This is a genomic window from Psychrobacillus sp. Z3-81 (genome assembly GCF_056620325.1).
The window spans coordinates 257207-276809 of the sequence record NZ_JBWQPU010000004.1 but is presented as its reverse complement, the minus strand read 5'-3'; the positions used below and the strand labels follow the sequence as shown (position 1 = coordinate 276809).

The 19603-nt window shown below is 39.4% G+C and carries 18 protein-coding genes; 13 read left to right on the top strand and 5 right to left on the bottom strand.

What is annotated here, in order from left to right; genetic code table 11:
- Window positions 1-45: 45 nt before the first annotated feature.
- Together AC1ECF_RS06925 and AC1ECF_RS06920 are read right to left on the bottom strand one after the other, a co-directional pair.
- The gene (locus tag AC1ECF_RS06925) at window positions 46-516 is read right to left on the bottom strand and encodes a thioredoxin family protein (RefSeq protein ID WP_480388673.1); all 471 of its coding nucleotides are present in this window, start codon (window positions 514-516) and stop codon (window positions 46-48) included.
- A gap of 1 nt (window position 517) precedes the next feature.
- Window positions 518-943 carry a disulfide oxidoreductase gene (locus AC1ECF_RS06920; RefSeq protein WP_480388672.1) on the bottom strand — a complete coding sequence of 142 codons (426 nt, stop codon included), beginning with the start codon at window positions 941-943 and terminating at the stop codon, window positions 518-520.
- Window positions 944-1073: 130 nt separating this feature from the next.
- Between AC1ECF_RS06920 and AC1ECF_RS06915 the strand changes: the two genes are divergently transcribed.
- The 4 genes from AC1ECF_RS06915 (at window position 1074) to AC1ECF_RS06900 (ending at window position 6804) form a co-directional block, all read left to right on the top strand.
- Window positions 1074-2618 carry a GNAT family N-acetyltransferase gene (locus AC1ECF_RS06915; protein ID WP_480388671.1) on the top strand — a complete coding sequence of 515 codons (1545 nt, stop codon included), beginning with the start codon at window positions 1074-1076 and terminating at the stop codon, window positions 2616-2618.
- A gap of 15 nt (window positions 2619-2633) precedes the next feature.
- On the top strand, window positions 2634-4352 hold the full coding sequence (locus AC1ECF_RS06910) for a phospho-sugar mutase (RefSeq protein ID WP_480388670.1): 1719 nt from the start codon (window positions 2634-2636) through the stop codon (window positions 4350-4352).
- 682 nt (window positions 4353-5034) lie between these two features.
- The gene (locus AC1ECF_RS06905) at window positions 5035-6150 is read left to right on the top strand and encodes a GAF domain-containing sensor histidine kinase (protein WP_480388669.1); all 1116 of its coding nucleotides are present in this window, start codon (window positions 5035-5037) and stop codon (window positions 6148-6150) included.
- Window positions 6151-6162: 12 nt separating this feature from the next.
- Window positions 6163-6804 (top strand): response regulator, encoded by a 642-nt coding sequence (locus tag AC1ECF_RS06900; protein ID WP_480388668.1) that lies wholly within the window; start codon window positions 6163-6165, stop codon window positions 6802-6804.
- Window positions 6805-7114: 310 nt separating this feature from the next.
- Here the strand turns inward: AC1ECF_RS06900 and AC1ECF_RS06895 are convergent, their stop codons facing one another.
- The gene (locus AC1ECF_RS06895) at window positions 7115-7546 is read right to left on the bottom strand and encodes a cytidine deaminase (RefSeq protein WP_480388667.1); all 432 of its coding nucleotides are present in this window, start codon (window positions 7544-7546) and stop codon (window positions 7115-7117) included.
- A 136-nt stretch (window positions 7547-7682) separates the two neighbouring features.
- Window positions 7683-9020, bottom strand: coding sequence for a hemolysin family protein (locus tag AC1ECF_RS06890; RefSeq protein ID WP_480388666.1), 1338 nt, complete (start codon window positions 9018-9020; stop codon window positions 7683-7685).
- Window positions 9021-9681: 661 nt separating this feature from the next.
- Here AC1ECF_RS06890 and AC1ECF_RS06885 point away from each other — a divergent pair.
- From AC1ECF_RS06885 to AC1ECF_RS06870, 4 genes are all read left to right on the top strand, one after another.
- Entirely contained in the window at window positions 9682-11421 is a 1740-nt protein-coding gene (locus tag AC1ECF_RS06885; protein ID WP_480388665.1) for an ABC transporter ATP-binding protein, read from the top strand.
- Entirely contained in the window at window positions 11421-13163 is a 1743-nt protein-coding gene (locus AC1ECF_RS06880) for an ABC transporter ATP-binding protein (RefSeq protein WP_480388664.1), read from the top strand. Before AC1ECF_RS06885 ends, AC1ECF_RS06880 begins: the two co-directional genes overlap by 1 nt.
- A gap of 103 nt (window positions 13164-13266) precedes the next feature.
- The gene (locus AC1ECF_RS06875; protein ID WP_480388663.1) at window positions 13267-14517 is read left to right on the top strand and encodes an MFS transporter; all 1251 of its coding nucleotides are present in this window, start codon (window positions 13267-13269) and stop codon (window positions 14515-14517) included.
- A 205-nt stretch (window positions 14518-14722) separates the two neighbouring features.
- Entirely contained in the window at window positions 14723-14848 is a 126-nt protein-coding gene (locus tag AC1ECF_RS06870) for a hypothetical protein (RefSeq protein WP_480388662.1), read from the top strand.
- Window positions 14849-15166: 318 nt separating this feature from the next.
- Here AC1ECF_RS06870 and AC1ECF_RS06865 read toward each other — a convergent pair whose 3' ends face one another.
- Window positions 15167-15370, bottom strand: a complete 204-nt coding sequence (locus AC1ECF_RS06865) for a YheE family protein (RefSeq protein ID WP_480388661.1) — start codon at window positions 15368-15370, stop codon at window positions 15167-15169.
- Window positions 15371-15442: 72 nt separating this feature from the next.
- Between AC1ECF_RS06865 and AC1ECF_RS06860 the strand changes: the two genes are divergently transcribed.
- The 5 genes from AC1ECF_RS06860 (at window position 15443) to AC1ECF_RS06840 (ending at window position 19552) form a co-directional block, all read left to right on the top strand.
- Window positions 15443-15832 (top strand): ferritin-like domain-containing protein, encoded by a 390-nt coding sequence (locus tag AC1ECF_RS06860; protein WP_480388660.1) that lies wholly within the window; start codon window positions 15443-15445, stop codon window positions 15830-15832.
- A 65-nt stretch (window positions 15833-15897) separates the two neighbouring features.
- Complete coding sequence (locus AC1ECF_RS06855; protein WP_480388659.1) at window positions 15898-17040, top strand: DUF445 domain-containing protein; 1143 nt, start codon at window positions 15898-15900, stop codon at window positions 17038-17040.
- 48 nt (window positions 17041-17088) lie between these two features.
- Complete coding sequence (locus tag AC1ECF_RS06850) at window positions 17089-17433, top strand: YlbF family regulator (RefSeq protein ID WP_480388658.1); 345 nt, start codon at window positions 17089-17091, stop codon at window positions 17431-17433.
- A 720-nt stretch (window positions 17434-18153) separates the two neighbouring features.
- Window positions 18154-18933, top strand: coding sequence for an enoyl-CoA hydratase (locus tag AC1ECF_RS06845; RefSeq protein WP_480388657.1), 780 nt, complete (start codon window positions 18154-18156; stop codon window positions 18931-18933).
- 1 nt (window position 18934) lies between these two features.
- On the top strand, window positions 18935-19552 hold the full coding sequence (locus AC1ECF_RS06840; RefSeq protein WP_480388656.1) for an NUDIX hydrolase: 618 nt from the start codon (window positions 18935-18937) through the stop codon (window positions 19550-19552).
- Window positions 19553-19603 lie beyond the last annotated feature (51 nt).

Genomic DNA, 19603 nt, shown 5'->3' with positions numbered 1-19603 from the left:
TCCTTTAAAAAAGGTCATGTCCCCATTAGACATGACCATCTTTACTTATTTTAATACAACTTGGTCAAAGAATGCTTGAACAGTAGCACCTGGAACTGCACCTTCGATTCGGTTTACTTCTTTTCCGTCTTCATAATAGACAAGAGTTGGAGTTGATCTTAGAGAATAGTCATCCCAGCCTTGCTCATATTCTAAAACATTGTATTGCACAATATCAATTTCATTTTCTTCTGCCAAAGGTGTTAGGCGTGGTGTGAATTCTTTACAGTGCACACATTCTGGACTAAAAAAGTATGCGGTAACTGGTTCCCCACTTTTAATCTTTTTGTCCAGTTCATCAGGTAAAACGATGTTTTGATAATTTGGGTCGTCGAGTAAGTCAATCGTCGATTGTTGTAAGTTATCTTTATCGTAGGGATTGTCCTTTAGTGCATCGTCATTTTTCATATTGTTTAATACGAGAAGCAATGCAAATACTGCGATAATAACCCCACCAAATATGGCTAGTTTTTTCATTTTATTTGTCCTCCTTGATACTCTTTAAAACCAAGATACTTGTAATCGCAATTAGTATAAATGCTACTAGTGCTAGAAAGGGAATGGTAACAAAGCCGAAATAATTAATATATTCTCCTGTACACGCAACCCTTCCACAAGCGGGAGCATTATCTGCCAAAAAGTCTAGCTTCTGCAGACTATAGTGGTAAAGCGAAATACATAGTCCGATAACCGAGAAGGTAAGAGTGGTGACTGCTATTCTAGCATTTTTTTGAATATATGCGACAGTAAGAATAAGAACAATCGGATACATCAAAATTCGTTGATACCAGCATAGCTCACAGGGCTCGTACTGGCGAATTTCGGAAAAATACAAGGAACCTAAAGTGGCGGTAAGTGAAACAGACCACATGAACAATAGCATATTCTCTATTTTTTTTGTCATAAGTAGCCCCTTTTCTATAACTTATCTCTTTCAAAGTATAAGGCTTATCAAACAACGTGTAAATTGTTTTAACTGAGGGAATAGAAAGATATAATAAATAATTATAACTTAACAACAGAGGAGAGTTCTCATGTCAAAAGAGTTTGATTTATCTAAGTTTGAAAAAAGTATGGTCATTAGACAAATGAAGCATGAAGATATTGAACATATTCTGGAGATTTCTCGTTTGTGCTTTCCTGGGATGGAGCCTTGGAAGGTAGAGCATCTACAGAGTCATCTGTCTATTTTCCCGGAAGGACAGCTAGTTGCTGAACTGGATGGAAAAATAATTGGATCCTGTTCCAGTTTGATAATTAATTTCGATGAATACGATGATCGACATTCCTGGTCGGATGTTACCGACTCAGGTTACATAACAAATCATAATCCTGATGGCTATAACTTATATGGCATTGAAGTAATGGTACACCCAGAATTCAGAAGAATGAAGGTTGGTCAGCGACTTTATGAGGGACGTAAGGATATAGCAAGGCAATTTAATTTAAAATCGATTATTATTGGAGGTCGTATTCCTAATTATCATAAATATGCGAATGAGATGTCGCCAAGAGATTACGTAACAGCAGTTTCACGACATAAAATCTATGATCCAGTACTTACGTTTCAGCTAATGAACGGATTTACATTAATGCGTATAAATCCTAATTACTTACCAGATGACGTGGCTTCTGCTAAATATGCGACATTGATGGAATGGAATAACATTGATTATATTCCATTATCTAAGCGTCATTTTAAAACTAGCTATCCGGTCCGTATTTGTGCGGTGCAGTATATGATGAGAAAAATTAATTCCTTTGATGAGTTTGCAAACCAAGTGGAATATTTCGTGGATGTGGCTTCGGATGCGCAATCTGACTTTGTGGTTTTTCCGGAAATCTTCACAACCCAGCTGATGTCTTTCCTCGATGAACCTTCACCAAGTCAGGCAGTTCGCAGACTGACAGAGTTTACTCCGCAATACATGGAGTTATTTTCGGATTTGGCAGTTCGCTATAATATTAATATTGTAGCTGGTTCTCATTTTGTGAAGGAGGAAAACGAGGAAATTTATAATATTGCCTATCTTTTCCATAGAGATGGTAAAATAGATAAACAATATAAAATTCATATTACTCCAAATGAGCGAAGATGGTGGGGAATCAGCGCTGGTGATACAGTGAATGTATTCGATACAGATTGCGGAAAAGTAGCAATACAGATTTGCTACGACATGGAATTTCCGGAGCTTGCTCGAATTGCTACAGACAAGGGAGCCAATATTATCTTTTCTCCTTTCTGTACAGAGGACCGACAAAGCTACTTACGTGTAAGATATTGTGCCCAGGCAAGAGCGGTAGAAAATCAAATATATACAGTAATATCCGGGACAATTGGAAATCTTCCACAAACGGAAAATATGGATATTCAATATGCACAGTCAGCTATTTTTGCTCCATCTGACTTTGAATTTGCACGAGACGGGATAGTAGGAGAAACAGAGCCAAATGTCGAAATGGTTTTAATTGGAGATGTGGACCTGGAGATACTTAGACGACAAAGACAAGACGGTACGGTGAAGCAGCTAAAAGATCGCCGTCATGATATCTATAGTATCGATTATAAAAAAGAGTAAATGGGGAATTGGTGTATGGGATATAAGCAATTATTTGAAGAATGGGATAGCGCGCAGCATTTAGAGCCAGTATGGAAGAAGGATTTAGCGCTACTTGCGAACGACGAGGCAAGAATGGAGGATGCCTTCTACCGTGACTTAGAATTTGGGACTGGAGGCATGAGGGGGGAAATTGGTGCTGGAACGAATCGTATAAACACTTATACGATTCGTAAGGCATCCCAGGGTCTAGCCAATTACATACATGAGCAAGGAAAAAGAGCAATGGAACAGGGAGTTGTGATTGCCTATGATAGCAGAAGATTTTCTCCCGAGTTTGCGAGAGAGGCTGCAGAAACATTGGCAGCGAACGGAGTGAAGGCTTATCTTTACCAGGAGCCTAGGACAACTCCTCAGCTATCCTTCTCTGTTCGCTATCTACAGGCTTTCATGGGAATTGTTATAACCGCAAGCCACAATCCTCCAGAATATAATGGATTTAAGGTATATGGCAGTGATGGAGCACAGTTGAATTTAGAGGATGCAGATATGGTGATCCGCTATGTAAACAAAGTGGGAGACCCTATTTCGCTTGTCAATGAAATAAGTAATGACGGTCTAATGGAATACCTTGGGGAAGAGATGGACCATGCTTACCAAGAAGCATTGAAAACGGTACAGGCAAATGAGGGCATAGGAAACTCATTTAATTTAGTGGTAGTCTTTACTCCATTACACGGTGCTTCCGGTTCATCTGTAAAACGCTTATTAAAAGACACGGGGTACAAGCATATTCATTTTGTGGAAGAGCAGATGGAACCGGATGGAGAGTTCCCAACAGTTGTTTCGCCAAATCCGGAAGAAAAAAGTGCCTTTGAATATGCCATCAAATATGGCGAGCAGCATGAAGCAGACTTATTGATAGCCGTCGATCCAGACGGGGACCGTGTGGGTGCAGCTATACGTACACAGGATGACTATCGTCTACTGACTGGCAATCAAACCGGTGCTATTTTAATAGAGTATCTCTTGACGAATTTGAAAGAAAAAGGTGCAATGCCTGCAAATGGACGAGTATTTAAAACGATTGTTACCTCTGATTTAGGCCGCGTAATTGCAGAGTATCATGGGGCAAGTACAGAGGATGTGCTTACAGGCTTCAAATTTATTGGAGAAAAAATCAACCAATATGAAGCAACAAAGGAGTTTGCATTTCTATTTGGATATGAAGAAAGCTACGGCTATCTGATAAAGGACTTCGCAAGAGATAAGGATGCTGTACAAAGCGTGCTGGCTCTTGTAGAGGCGGCTGCCTACTATAAAAAACAAGGTCTATCCTTGGTAGACGTGCTGCAAGGTCTCTATGAAAGACATGGCTACTATCTAGAAGACCTTGTTTCTGTTACGAAAAAGGGAGTTGCAGGTGCAAAGGCTATCCAGTACCTGCTCGGACAAATTCGAGTGGAGCCTCTAACAGAAATTGCAGGAATCAACGTATTATCCCAAGAGGATTACTTGACTTCTACCAGAACATTTGTAGATGGAAGAGACCCAGAGGAAATCTTCTTGCCTAAATCCAACGTAATCAAATATTTCTTGGCAGATGGCTCATGGGTTTGTGTAAGACCAAGCGGCACGGAGCCAAAGATTAAGTATTATTTCGCTGTCATCGGACAGTCTGAAGAAGAAAGCATTGCTAAGCTAGAGGCCCTAAAAAGTGATTTTAGTATAAAAATGGATAAATACCTTGCATAGCTATTGGTTCGTGGATCAAGAAGGAGCAATTCTTCTTGATCTTTTTTTATGTGAGGATGAAAGGTCTGGCTTATTCATTATATGGGTGCACTTGGATAGACGGGGATTGGCCAGCCGTGACTAGCGGGTAGCAGGTCAATAGGGATAGCGAGCCATTACTCTCGTTTGTTAGTAATTTATTCTCAGTCAGGTGATGGTTACTCTCACCCGGGGATGATTTACTCTCGGATAGCCACAGTTTACTCTCATTCAGAAGGTTTACTCTCGTTCGGCGGCAATTTATTCTCGGTTGGCCAAGATTTACTCTCGGTTGGAATGGTAGAAGGGCATGGCCTTTGTCCGCCTTGACCTGTTGGGCTTTACTCTCGGATAGCAACAATTTATTCTCAGTCAGGTGATGGTTACTCTCGTTCGGACAAGATATACTCTCGCTTAGCGGAAGTTTACTCTCATTCAGAAGGGTTACTCTCGTTCGGCGGTAATTTATTCTCGGTTAGCCAAGATTTACTCTCGCTTAGAATGGTAGCATGGCCTTTGTCCGTTTACTCTTATACAGCCACGCGTTCCTCTCGTACATCACCCCCCCTCATCAGAATCAGCCAAAAGTATGACTCGCTTGTAGTATTTCTGCTATCTCAGACATGCTAAAATAAGGATATGGAAAGTAGCTGGAGGAACCTATATGCAATCAAATGAGATTTCAAATATAAAACTATTAAAAGAGATAGCCGAGTTTTTAAATGAAGAGACGGAAATGGAGCAGATGCTTCAAGGGGCTCTTCGAAAATTATTAGAAGGTACTATTTTTGAGACAGGCTGGATTTTTTTTATTGATGAAAAAGGAAAGCAGCACTTAATTGCCCATGAAAGTCTACCTAAGGCTTTAGCAGAGAATGATTGCAGGCATTTACAAAAGGGTGGCTGCTGGTGCGTATCTCGCTTCCAAAATGGAGAGTTGAACAAAGCCTCCAATATTATAGAATGTCAGCGGATTGAAGGTGCTAGAAAAATGAACGCCTCTCATAAGGAGGGCATTACCCATCATGCGACCGTGCCTTTACAGTCAGGACAGGAGCGTTTTGGACTTTTGAATGTTGCTACCCCGAACACAACTCGTTTTTCAGAAGGAGAGCTGGCACTTTTAGAATCGGTTGCCTTTCAAATTGGGTCTGCCATTAAGAGAATTTATTTAACCAAACGAGAGCAGCAGGTCCTATTAGTGCAAGAAAGAAATAGGCTTGCAAAAGACTTGCATGATTCGGTCAATCAGCTTTTATTCTCTGTAACCCTTACTGCTAGGGGCGGAGTGGAAATGACTGAGAAACAAGAAGTGAAAGAAACCTTTCAAGAAATCCAGCACTTAACACAAGAGGCTTTAACGGAGATGCGAGCGCTCATTTGGCAGCTACGTCCTAGAGGCTTGGAGTCTGGGATTATCGAAGGCTTGAAGGGCTATGGAGAGATGTTAGGCTTAAAGCTTCACATACAGGTGAAAGGGGTTATCAATCTTCCAGCTAGTATTGAGGAAACAATTTTCCGGATTGCACAGGAGGCCTTAAATAATATTCGTAAGCATGCAGGTGTCCTAGAAGCGAAGGTGTATTTAACTGTCACCTCTACGGATGTACTACTCGTAATAAAAGATGAAGGCTGCGGCTTTCATTTTCATGACGTGGAAATTCTACCCTCCATTGGTCTACAGAGCATGAGAGACAGGGGTACTGCAGTCGGTGGAACGGTAGATTGGGTGACAGGTGATAATAAAGGAACAGAAATACTGGTACGTTTACCTTATTAGGGAGGCATATAAATGATTCGTATTCTGATAGTAGATGATCATCATGTAGTAAGACGTGGGTTAATGTTTTTTCTAAAGACACAAAAGGATATGGATATCGTAGGAGAAGCAGTTAATGGAAAAGAAGCCATCGACATGACAGAAAAGCTGAAGCCGGATGTTATTTTAATGGATTTAATCATGCCGGAGATGGATGGTATTCAAGCGACCAAGAAAATTAAAAGCAAGTATCCAGGAATTCATATACTTATGCTTACCAGCTTTTCAGATAGGGATCATGTTATTCCTGCTTTAAAGGCAGGAGCAGCAGGCTATCAGCTGAAGGATATCGAGCCTGATGAACTAGCGGAAGCTATCCGTAAGCTAATGCGGGGAGAAAATACATTACATCCAGAAGCAACTACACAAATAGAGCTGGGTCCGGGTGAAATGCTTCCACATGATAAATCTCCTTTGACTCCAAGGGAACAAGATGTCCTTTCAGAATTGACGAAGGGAAAAAGCAATAAGGAGATTGCTTCTTCTTTATTTGTAACAGAAAAAACGGTTAAGACCCATATATCGAATATCTTTACTAAGCTAGAGGTACAAGATCGCACCCAAGCGGCATTATATGCAGTAAAGCATGGCTTAACAGAGCCTAGTGGACTGTAATGTAGATTGAATAGACGGGAAAAGCAAAAGAAGCTGTGACAAAACTGTTCCCTACTAAAAACATTATTTTTAGTAGGGAACACTACTGGTTTGGAGCAGGGGGTAAGGTAAGCCGGCCACGTGCGTTAGCGATGGGAGCTGGCTTTTTAAAAGTAGGGAACACGGAGAAGGTCACATGGTGTAACAAATTTTCCTGATCTACATCCTGTTGCTAGCGGAAAGCGTCCGAGACAGCGGAGAACCAAAGCACTTATGATTATGAATAATCATGAGTACTTTTCACTTGTTTTGTCCCACATTCTTTTGGTTTTTATTCTAAATCACTCGTATACTTTTCAGGTAATAGCTCTAGAATATTACACTTCACTAATTCACCCTGATACGGTATGATGACCTGTGTTTCTGCACCATAATCGCTAATTAACTCCCGACACATGCCACAAGGAGCAACCACCCAGCATTTATCGATATTCTCATGTGGATGAGGGTGTGCAACTGCTACGATAGTTTCAAATTCATGTTCCCCTTCAGAAATTGACTTGCCAATCGCCATTGCTTCTCCACAAACAGTGATTCTTCCTACATTTGCTTCCACATGAACTGCTGAAAAAATTTGGCCAGATGTCGTCCTAACTGCTGCTCCAATATGATGGCGCTCAAACCTATAATTTTTTTCTATTACCCTTTCAGCCTCCGTAATCAATTCATAGTCTCTTTCCTCTAAAGGTCTAACTTTCAGCATTGCTAATCTCTCCTCTAATATAGAAAACCATTACCACACAATACATAATATGGTATAGGGTCAGTTTATCATAGGAAATATACAAAAACCCCATAAATATTAGGTAACCCTAACATTTATGGGGCAGAAAAATGTGCTATTCTTCTATTTGGTCCGTTTCTTCTTCCTCAACGGTAGGAATCTTGGTGATTTCTAGGTATTGAATATGATGGCCATCGATCTCTTTGACAACAAATTCATATCCTTGCTCTTCTAGCTTTTCACCGTTTACTACATCAAAGCTTCTTGTCATAAACCATCCGCCGATGGTATCGATATCCTCTTCGTCGATGTGGATGCCAAGTAAATCGTTAACATTTTCAATTAGCATCTTCGCATCAATGATATAATGGTTTTCTTCTATTTTTTGAACCTCAGGCAGTTCATCTGTATCAAATTCATCTCGGATATCACCAACAATTTCTTCGATAATATCTTCAATTGTGACTAATCCAGATGTACCGCCGTATTCGTCCATCAAAATGGCCATATGAATACGTTCACGTTGGATTTTAAGTAATAAATCAGCAATCGGCATGTTTTCAATTACTCGAATGATTGGTTGCATGTAGTCACTGACGGGAGTAGATGCATTTGCAGGGTCTCTAATGAAGGCTGTAAGTAAGTTCTTCATATTAACAAGACCGATAATATGATCCTTGTCTCCATCAGTTACAGGGTACCTTGTGTATTGCTCTACGCCTACTACTTCAAAAACTTCACTAAGTGTTAAGTCCTTATCAATAGAAGTAATTTCAGTTCTTGGGACCATTATTTCTTTGGCTATCCTATCATCAAATTCGAAAATTTTATTCACATACTTGTACTCTGCTTGATTGATTTCTCCACCTTTTAAACTATCGGAAAGAATCATTCGTAATTCTTCCTCTGAATGGGCTACATCGGATTCTGAAACAGCTTCTAATCCAAACACTTTGGTAGCTAAGAACCTTGCAGATCCATTCATTCCATGGATCACTGGATACATTATCTTATCAAAGATGACTAGAGGCTTGGCAACAGCCAAAGTAATTTGTTCAGATCGTTGTATAGCAAATGTTTTAGGGGTTAATTCTCCAACTACTACATGGATATACGTTACAATGGAGAACGCAATAATAAAGGATAGGAATGAAGCTACAGTTTCAGGAAGCTCAAAATATTCGAATGCTGGATGTAGTATTGCTTCTACAGTAGGCTCTCCTAACCACCCTAATCCTAAAGCAGTTATAGTAATACCTAACTGGCAGGCTGACAGGTACTCATCTAAGTTAGAAACAACTCTTTTGGCAGTTATTGCTCTCCTGTTACCTTCCGCTACAAGCTGATCTATTCTTGTAGTCCTTACTTTCACTATTGCGAACTCACTTGCAACGAAAAATGCAGTGAGTGCGATTAAGACAGCAAAAGCTGTCAACCGTATGGCTATGTCCAACTAATTACTTTGTCCCTAACCCAAATGAGGGGTAGAACAAAGTGTACACCTCCTGTTTTCTAAAAAATAGTTTCTGTTTTTAATAATAAATTATCTAAATAAAAAATACAAATCATTCTTCGAGGATGTATTAGGTACTCATTTTTAGGACAAGTGGAAAGCTACGGTAAAAAATTTTCCTTTTTGTAGCATTATGAAGGATAAAAGGAATTTATTATTTAATGCGTCAATGCTATACGTTATTAACTCTGCTGTTTCCAGAAACGTTTCGCAGAAAAAATTTAAGGTTTTAAAAATTCTAAAAAGTGTTGACACTTATTTTTCATGTGTGCTAAAGTTGAATGACACTAAACAAATGGAAAGGGAGGTATGTAAAATGATTCGTGTATCGAAAGTTTCAGTAAACAGAATAAATTTTTCATATCCTCCCTATAGCGTACAATCACTTTAAAAAGACTTTTTATATTTGTGTCTATTTTTAAGTGCATTACCGTGATAGGTATGCGCTTTTTTTTGTGTTTTCTTTTCCATTTGTCAGTGATAAAAGAAAGGGGAGTTGGATAATGATTGTTCAACGTACAAAACAGCTATTAATAAAGGAATCGCTTGAAGGTGGATAGCTATCTACTGAACATGGTTAAAAAGAAATGAGGGAATTTATATGTTTTCGGTTTTATTTAAGTTGAAATGGTTTTTTAAAGAGCATTGGATACGCTATACAGTAGCGATTATGTTTCTTATTGTGGCGAGTGCAATCGAAATTATACCTCCTTGGCTCGTTGGGGGAGCAATAGATGTCATCACTTCTGGAAGTATGACTGGAGAACAATTGACGCAATATGTTCTCTATTTTATCGGGCTTATTTTGATTGGCTATGTATTGAATTTTATTTGGCAATATCAGCTTTTCGGTGGTTCCATTGAGATTGAGAAGATTTTACGAACAAGATTGAACCGTAAATTTCTTAGTATGACACCAACCTTTTATGAAAAAAATCGTACAGGCGATTTGATGGCACGCGCAACGAATGACTTAAACGCTGTATCTACTACAGCTGGATTCGGAATCATGACACTAATTGACTCTACGATGTATATGGCAGCGCTCATCTTAGCGATGGGATTTCTCATTTCATGGAAGCTAACTTTTTTTGCATTATTACCGATACCTATTCTTGCTATTATCATGCAGTATTTAGGAAAGATTATTCATGAAAAGTATATGGTTGCTCAAGATGCATTCGGTGATTTAAATGACAGGGTGCTGGAGTCAGTGGCTGGCGTACGGGTCATTAGAGCATATGTCCAGGAAAGAGCGGATGAAAAGAAGTTTTCTGATATGAGTGAAGAGGTCTATCAGAAGAACATGGTAGTAGAACGGATTGATGCACTTTTTGGACCAATTACCAAAGTCGGCACCGGAATCAGTTATGTAGTGGCATTAGGATATGGTGCTTATCTAGTTTCTAAAGGTGAGATGACTGTAGGAAACTTAATCACATTTAATGTTTACTTAGGAATGGCTATCTGGCCGATGTTTGCGATAGGGGAGCTAATCAATGTTATGCAAAGAGGAAATGCTTCTCTTGACCGTGTACAAGAAACACTCCATTACGAAGCAGATGTAAAGGATCCAGGAAGACCGGTAGTTTTGGAAGAGGTTCAGGGTATTGGCTTTGAACAAGTAGGATTCCAGTATCCGCTATCTCAAGTGAAGAATCTTGAAAATATACGTGTTCAATTAGAAAAAGGGCAGACGCTTGGAATTGTTGGGAAAACAGGAGCAGGAAAAACAACCTTTATGAAGCAGCTATTGAAAGAGTATCCGATGGGTACTGGGAAGCTGACTATTGGAGGAACTGAAATAACAGAACAAAGCAAGGAACAGGTTTTAGAGTGGATAGGATATGTCCCACAGGATCATGTTTTATTTTCTAGAACAATTCGACAAAATATCCTTTTTGGTAAAGATCATGCTACGGAAGAAGATCTCCAAGAGGCTATACGACTTGCTTATTTTGAAAAGGATTTAGAAAATTTGCCGATGGGCTTGGAAACGCTTGTTGGTGAAAAGGGAGTTTCTTTATCAGGTGGTCAAAAGCAGCGTGTTTCTATTGCTAGGGCTTTAATAAAGGATCCAGAAATATTGATGCTCGATGATTCCTTGTCAGCTGTTGATGCAAAGACAGAGGCAAAAATTATAGAAAATATTCAAAATGAACGACAAGGAAAAACAACTATTATCACGACGCATCGTTTATCTGCTATACAGCATGCAGACCACATCATTGTACTAGATGAAGGGGTAATTATAGAAGAAGGTACCCACGAAGAGTTATTGCAGAAGCAAGGCTGGTACAAGGAACAATACGATCGTCAACAGCTTGAGGGGGTGTCGTAATGAGTACAGGAAAAAGACTTACCCATTACGCATTAATTTATAAAAAGCCAATATTGCTTGGACTACTATTTTTAACGATTGCAGTAATTGCAGATTTAACTGGACCTTTTATTGCTATGTATATTATTGATAACTATATTACAGATGGAGCAATTCAAATTCGTCCAATCATTATACTGCTCAGTGTATTTTTTGGCCTATCTATTGTCACAGCGGTGTTTCGATATTTCATGTTCATTAACCTGCAAGTTGGTGCCAATCGTGTGGTCCAGAGATTGCGAAATGATGTATTCGAGCATATCCAACGGTTATCTATTCAATATTTTGATAATCTCCCAGCGGGAAAGGTAGTGGCAAGGGTTACAAACGATACAGAAGCTATTCGAAATCTGTATGTTCAGGTTCTGTCTCAATTTGCAACCAGCATCATTTCCATCATTGGAGTGTATATTGCTTTATTCATCTTAGATGTTAGAATGGCTGCTTTGGCGTTATTCGTTCTACCAATCGTCTATATTTGGATGATTGGCTACCGAAAGTATGCATCTAAGTATAACCATATAGTTCGTACAAAAATTGCGGATATGAATGCAATGTTAAATGAATCTATTCAAGGGATGTCTATCATTCAAGCATTCAAACGTGAAAAGCAGATGGATCGTGAATTCGAAGAAATGAATCATGAGCATTATACGTATCAAAGAAAGCTATTAACCTTAGATTCGGCAACCTCCTTTAACTTAGTGCAAGTATTGCGCTCCATGACCTTTGCTGTATTTATCTTCTTTTTTGGAAGCCAGTCCATGGAGCCAGGTACGATTATATCTGCAGGCTTACTTTATGCCTTTGTTGATTATATAACTCGGCTTTTCAATCCGATTAACGGGATCGTTAGCCAATTCTCTCAATTAGAGAGATCATTGGTAGCGGGTAAACGAGTTTTTGAGCTGTTGGATGAAGAAGGAGAAAACGTATCAGATCAAAGAATGCCACGATACGAAGGAAATGTAGCATTTCAAAATGTTTCCTTTGCATATAAAAAGGATGAATACGTATTAAAAAACTTATCCTTTCAAGCCAATAAAGGCGAGACAATCGCACTTGTTGGTCACACTGGTTCAGGGAAAAGCTCTATTATGAATTTGCTATTTCGTTTTTATGATCCTACGAAAGGTAAGATATTAATTGATGGGATAGATATTACTAGTCTTCCGAGACAGACTATCCGAGAGCACATGGGGATTGTTTTACAAGATCCGTATTTATTTTCTGGCACCATTGCCTCTAACGTCAGCTTAAATGACCCTCGAATTACGCGTGAGAAAGTAGAGGAATCATTAGCAGCTGTCGGAGGTGACAGGGTGCTGAAGAACTTGGAAAAGGGTCTGGATGAGCCTGTTATTGAAAAGGGAAGTACGCTATCATCTGGACAAAGGCAGCTGATATCTTTTGCAAGAGCATTAGCCTTTGATCCAGCAATTCTTATTTTAGATGAGGCTACTTCCAATATTGATACGGAAACAGAGGAAATCATTCAGCATGCAATGGATGTATTAAAGAAGGGAAGAACGACCTTTATCATCGCCCACCGATTATCTACGATTAAAAATGCAGATCGCATATTAGTGCTTGATCGCGGAGAAATTGTCGAGAGTGGATCGCACGAGGAGCTGTTAGAGCTTAAGGGTCGATATGAACAAATGTATAAGTTGCAAGCAGGAGTTACCCCACACGCTATATAAGCCTGTGGGGTTTTCCCTATTTAAGCACATCGTGTAAATAGTACTTCTCTTTTTGTAACGAAAATCGTATATTTAGATTATCGAAATATAGGGATGGTTGATGATGTTTAATTGGCTTACTGATTGGAAGAGAAAAATAATTGCTTTCCCACGAAATATACAGATGTTTATGCTTGCAAATATACTCATTCAAATTGGGATGGGTGTTTTTTCAGTTATGTACAATTTATATATTAAAGAGCTTGGTTTCCCAGAAACAATGAATGGAAACATCATTTCCATGACCTCTTTAGCATCCGCCATTATGCTGGTGCCGGCAGGATATCTTAGTGACCGGCTTGGTAGGAGAGAGATTATCATCATTGGCACCATCCTTACTGCTGGGACTTTATATATCAGAAGTCTAGTAGTGGGGGAGGGTTCTTTGGTTGGGGCTGCGTTTTTTACAGGACTTTTTATGGCCTTAGTGCAAGTATCTGGTGTCCCATTTTTAGCAGAGAATTCGAAGCCAAATGAACGGATGAATCTGTTCAGTATTCACTTTTCCATGATTACAATCGCCGGAGTGGTTGGTAGCTTGGGAGGTGGAGTGCTTGCGGATGCCTTTCAGCTAATCGGTGGTCTAGAGCCGGTATTGGCAATTAAACTGGTCCTAATTATTGGGGCAATGATATTCACAGCAGGATTATTTCCTTTAACTAAAATTAATCGAGCTCCTCTTGTGGAGGAGATAACAGATCCAGGTGGACAAAATTTAGAGAGAAACCCTGTTTCATTTAAAAGTAATATTAAGATTATAATTCTTTTCGGAATTGCTAACTTATTAATAGGAACTGGTTCCGGACTCGTTATTCCCTATCTTAACTTGTATTTTTCTAATCGATTTGATGCTACGAATGCCTATATAGGACTTATACTTTCTCTTGGATCTGCTATGACAGCTGTTGCCATGCTTTTAGGTCCTGCCCTAGTGAAGCGTATTGGAAAAGTAAGGGCGCTAGTAACCTTTCAGCTATTATCCATTCCTTTTCTCTTTATTACTGGTTACACAAACTCATTGCTTATTGCATCTATCGCCTTTTTACTTCGTCAGGCACTCATGAATGCAGGAAATCCTATCCAAAGTGCAATTGCGATGGATATCGTACACAATAAATACAAAGGACTTGCAAATTCCATTAATCAGATGGTTTTCAATATTGGTTGGGCAAGTACAGGCGGAATTTCTACAGGACTTGTAGTGGCGTTTGGATATTATTGGGGATACGCTTATACTTTTACAATAACTGGAATATTATACATCATAGCTTCGACCTATTTTTATTTCTTATTTGTTCGAAAAAAGATAGATTAGCATGGAAATTAGGGTAAAGTTCCTAGTAAATAAATAGATAATTTTTCCCTCCTTATATATACCTATTATAGCTACCAGCTTTGGAAGTACTACTTAAAGACAAATCAAACGGAAAAAATGATGGAAGTAATGAGTAAACTTATGGAAAAAAGAAAAAAACTACATGAAGAAACTAGGGGTGTACTGGATAAGGGAAAAGTTTAAAATGTCGTTAACCATTTTGTTTGTCGCTTCTTTATTTTTCACTGGGTTTCAATTTACGGAGTTATCGTATGGAGGTCGCCCACCAGAATCATGGATTGAAACAAAAAGCTATAAAGAGGTTGCTTAGTGATAGCAATAACTTAAAGTGAGAAAGAGTCTGAGACAAAACTATTCTTTCCTTGATAGGTACTATTCTTTTTGAAATTTATTGATCAAATTTGAAATTTAGAAGTAAACATTAATAGGTTCTGAGCAGCGTCGGCGACTCCTGTGGGAACAGCGCGAGGGAGAGACTAAAGGCTCGAGCCGTGCCCACGGAAAGCGTCCGACACAGCGAAGAACCTAAACGTAAAAAAAGTAAGTAAGCACTTACGATTCTTATTAATATTAAGAATTATAAGCGCTTTTTTCGTTATGTCCCAGCCTCTTTCTTTTTCAATTTTTCTTAATCATATACATGGAAAAGCATTAATTCATGGATCATCTTTTTAACAGCTTCCTCGTCTGGCGGTGTTTCACCAATCCAGTTAATGGTGCCATCAGGCTCATATTCAGCAGAATATCTAACATGCTTATAAAAAAAGGAGACAGACCAGCCCGGCAGTTGTCCATTATCATAGAGAGATTTAAAGCTAAAGTGTTGAAGCATTGTAAACAACCTTTCATGTGACAGAATTTGCAAGCATACACTAGGATAAATGACTAGTGAAGGAGCATCTATTTGTTTATCAAAAAATTGGAACAAGCAATACAGGATGAGTACGCATCTTATTACTTTTATCAGGAAATGTCTAAGATGACGGACGATCCTTTTTGGAAGGGATTCATTGAACATGCCTTAGAGGATGAAAAAAGTCATTATGAAATGTTCCAACAACTCCATTATATGTTAACTGGCAGCTATGTTCAAAATGTAAAAAAAGGACCTCCTTGTCCAGATTTAAAAGCTTATGCAAAGCAAGCCGTTAAGGATGAGCTGGATGCGTCCGAGCTTTATAAGGAAATGCTACTTCAAATACCGATTCAACAGGCCTATGCGCCTTTATTTTTGGCAATGCACGACGAGACAGAGCATGCCATACGATTTTCCATGATGTATAATGCGCTCTAAATTATTTTAGTGTTTTCATCACCTCTGCTATAATAAGCTATAAGCTAGAGGAAAAAGGTGAAATTATGCAATATATATGGACAATCACATTTATGGCTTTAGTAGGAGCAGCGATAGGAGCGGTGACCAACCACTTTGCAATCCAAATGCTATTCCGCCCTCACGAGGCAAAATATATAGGAAACTGGAGAGTTCCCTTCACACCAGGTTTAATTCCCAAAAGAAGAGATGAGCTTGCCACACAATTAGGGAAAACAGTCATCAATCATTTATTAACCCCAGAGATATTTCGAAAAAAATATTTTAATGATGAAATGAGAAATAAGGCCAATTCCTTTATTTCCAATCAATTAAAAGAAAAGATTTGGGAATCAGATAAAACGATTACTGATTGGTTAAAGGCTAGTAATATAGAGTCGGTTTCCTTGATGGTAAATGAAAAGCTAGACGAGCAGGTTGACAGTCAGTTTCATAAATTAAAGAGAAAATTAGAGAATGAAACTATTCGTCAAATAACTCCATTAAGCTGGCAGGAGAAGGCAGATCAAAAGATAGAAGATATTGTGGTGTATATCCTGCAAAAGGGCGAGGATTTTTTCCGCTCGGAAGAAGGGACAAGAACAGCAAAGAGACTAATTGATGATTTCCTTTCCACGAAAGGTACAATTGGTAACATGATTCAAATGTTTATGGGAGATTCCCATTCACTCGTTGGAAAGCTACAACCTGAGATTATCAAATTTATAAAGGCACCAGGAACAAAAGAAATGCTAGAACGCATTGTCCATGACGAGTGGGAAAAGCTGAAGGATCGCCCTATTTCAGAAATGGTGGATGGCTTTGACTTTGAACCTGTCGTACAAAATGTTAAGGTATACTTACGTGACCAGCTTGCGGTAGAGGAGAGAATGAATTACACAATTTCTCACTACTTCCCGTCTGCAAGTGTTTGGTCTGAAACGAAATTTGTTCCTACCTTGACTGATCTTGCTTTTAAAGAAGCGGAGAGCAAGCTCGAAGAAGTTCTACGACGAATGAAGATTGAGGACATGGTAAAAGAACAAGTGGATTCCTTCCCTGTTGCGAGATTAGAAGAAATCGTGTTAGGAATTTCTAAACGTGAATTTAAAATGATCACGGTATTAGGTGGAGTGCTTGGGGGATTAATAGGGATCATCCAAGGAATAATCGTTATTTTAACGACTTAAAAATAAAGTTATGTTGATTTAGCATGGCTGCAAAAGGAGATAACGTTCATGATTAATATTTACGACGACATTAACAAATTAGAAAGTAGCCTACGACAAACTACGGAGTTTGCAAATGTAAAGGCAGCTGTTGCAGCTGTTAAGGAAGACCCAGATGCTCTAGCATTATTCCAAAGCTTCCGTAAAATCCAATTGTCCTTGCAAGAAAAACAAATGCAAGGCGAAGAAATTAGCGGAGAAGAGCTTGAATATGCTCAAAAGACTGCCCAGCTAGCACAAGGAAACGAAAAAATCTTTGGGATGCTTCAAGCTGAAATGGCGCTAAGCCAATTAATTGAAGAGGTTAACCGAGTGTTAATCAAACCAGTTCAAGAGCTATACGAAGGAATCTAATAAAGTTGTTTCATGACCGCCAGGTGTTCATCTGGCGGTTTTTTTGATGCTTGAAATGGAAGTGAGGCTAGGAAGAGGAGACTACTGTGGGACGGCGGGCCTATCGTTCGGTAGAAGGTAGCTATCGCGCGGTAAATTAGGGCTATTGCTCGGTAAAAGGTATCTAATGCTCGGAAAGAGGGGGCTACTGCTCGATTTTAGGTATCTATTGCTCGGTAGGTTTGCTATCGCTCGGTAGAAGGTATCTAGTGCTCGACGACAGAGTGCTACTGCGTTGTAAAAAACACTCCCTATGTTGTAATTTTGGGGAATAATGTGGTAATAATGATCGGCCAGAAAGAGAATGTCGTAAAAATGGAAGGCTAAGTCGTAAAACATCTAACCAGCTAGCTTCGTGGAATCCAAGTCGTAAAACCGAGCTACTGCGTTTATTGCTCGAAAAGTGGCCTCTACTGCTCGGTAGAAGGTGTTTAGTGCTCGAAAGAATGGGTCTACTGCGCGAAACGGCGTGGCTACTGCTCGAAAAGTGACCTCTATTGCTCGGTCAAGTTGCTATCGCTCTCCAAACCCATCTATCAATCTCTCGCTAAGTTTCTCTAGTGGAAATTCTATTTTAAAGAGGATTATGAATATTTTTGGCGAATAGTAAAATGAATGACTATTCATATTTTGTTCTGAGAATGGACAGATCATTAAAGATTGACTAAAGGGGAGAACGAGATGTATCAAAGTTTACTAGTGGAGAAAAAGGGCCGCATTGCAACCCTTACATTGAATAGACCGGAAGCGATGAATGCGATGAACGGAGTAATGATGGAGGAGCTGGCTGATTGTTTAGAAGCCTTTAAGGAGGATAAGGGGATCCAGGTCTTAATTATCAAAGGGGAAGGCAGGGCATTTTCTGCTGGAGGAGATATAAAAGCAATGCTTGATCCGGAAAATCCGTTAGATATGGAGTTTGCTATGACTTATTTGACTAGGATTGCTAAAACTCTTTATACACTTCCTCAAATTACTATTGCCTCGGTCCATGGAGCAGCTGCAGGTTTAGGATTTAGTATGGTTCTAGGATGCGATATCATCATTGCAGAGGAAACAAGTAAGCTGGCGATGAACTTTATTGGAATAGGACTAGTACCAGATGGAGGAGGCCACTTTTTCTTGAAGGAGAGAGTAGGTATCCCGAAGGCAAAGCAGCTTATGTGGAGTGGTCAGAAATTTACGGGGAAAGAAGCACAAAAAATGGGCTTAGTAGATGAAGTTGCGTCCGAGGGACTTGGCTATGCGATGGCGCAGTCATACGCTCATAAGCTAATCGACTCACCAGTTGCTGCAATGCTTGCTTCTAAGGAAATATTACATACGACGAAGCTAAAAGAATTAGACCTAGTATTGGAGCAAGAAGCAAAGATGCAAACAGCAATGAGACAGACGGAGGACCATTTAGAAGGTATTAAGGCATTTGTGGAAAAGCGAAAGCCTGAATTTAAAGGTAAATAAAATGGATGAAAAATGGCTAGAGTGGGCGAAGCAGCTCCAAGCAATAGCGCAGGCTGGTTTAACCTATTCCAAGGATGTCTATGATTTAGAAAGATTTGAAATGATACGTGACATAAGTGTAGAAATGATGGCGTTGCAATCCTCTATGGATAAACAGATAGTACGGGACCTTTTTGCGAATGAAACAGGATATGCCACACCAAAAGTGGATATCAGAGTAGCAGTGCTACAAGAAAACAAACTATTGTTGGTAAAGGAAAATGCCGATGGAGCTTGGGCGCTACCAGGTGGCTGGGCAGATATTGGATGTACACCAAGCGAGGTAGCAATTAAGGAGGTAAAGGAGGAATCTGGCTTTGATGTCCAAGTTGTCAAATTGCTTGGCATAATGGATAAGAAATGCCATCCTCATCCCCCTTCCCCTTATCACGTATACAAAATGTTCATTCACTGCGAGATAATTGGGGGACAGGCTATTACTGGAATAGAAACAGCTGAAGTTGCTTTCTTTGCAGAGGACGAGCTGCCCGTATTGTCAGAGGAACGAAACACGCTTTCTCAAATTAGGTGGGTCTTTAAGGAATTAAAGGAGCCTAGTGAGAAGGTTTATATGGATTAGCACATTAGAATGTTTGGAGCTTGAGTTGTTTGTTCAAGCTCTTTTTTATTT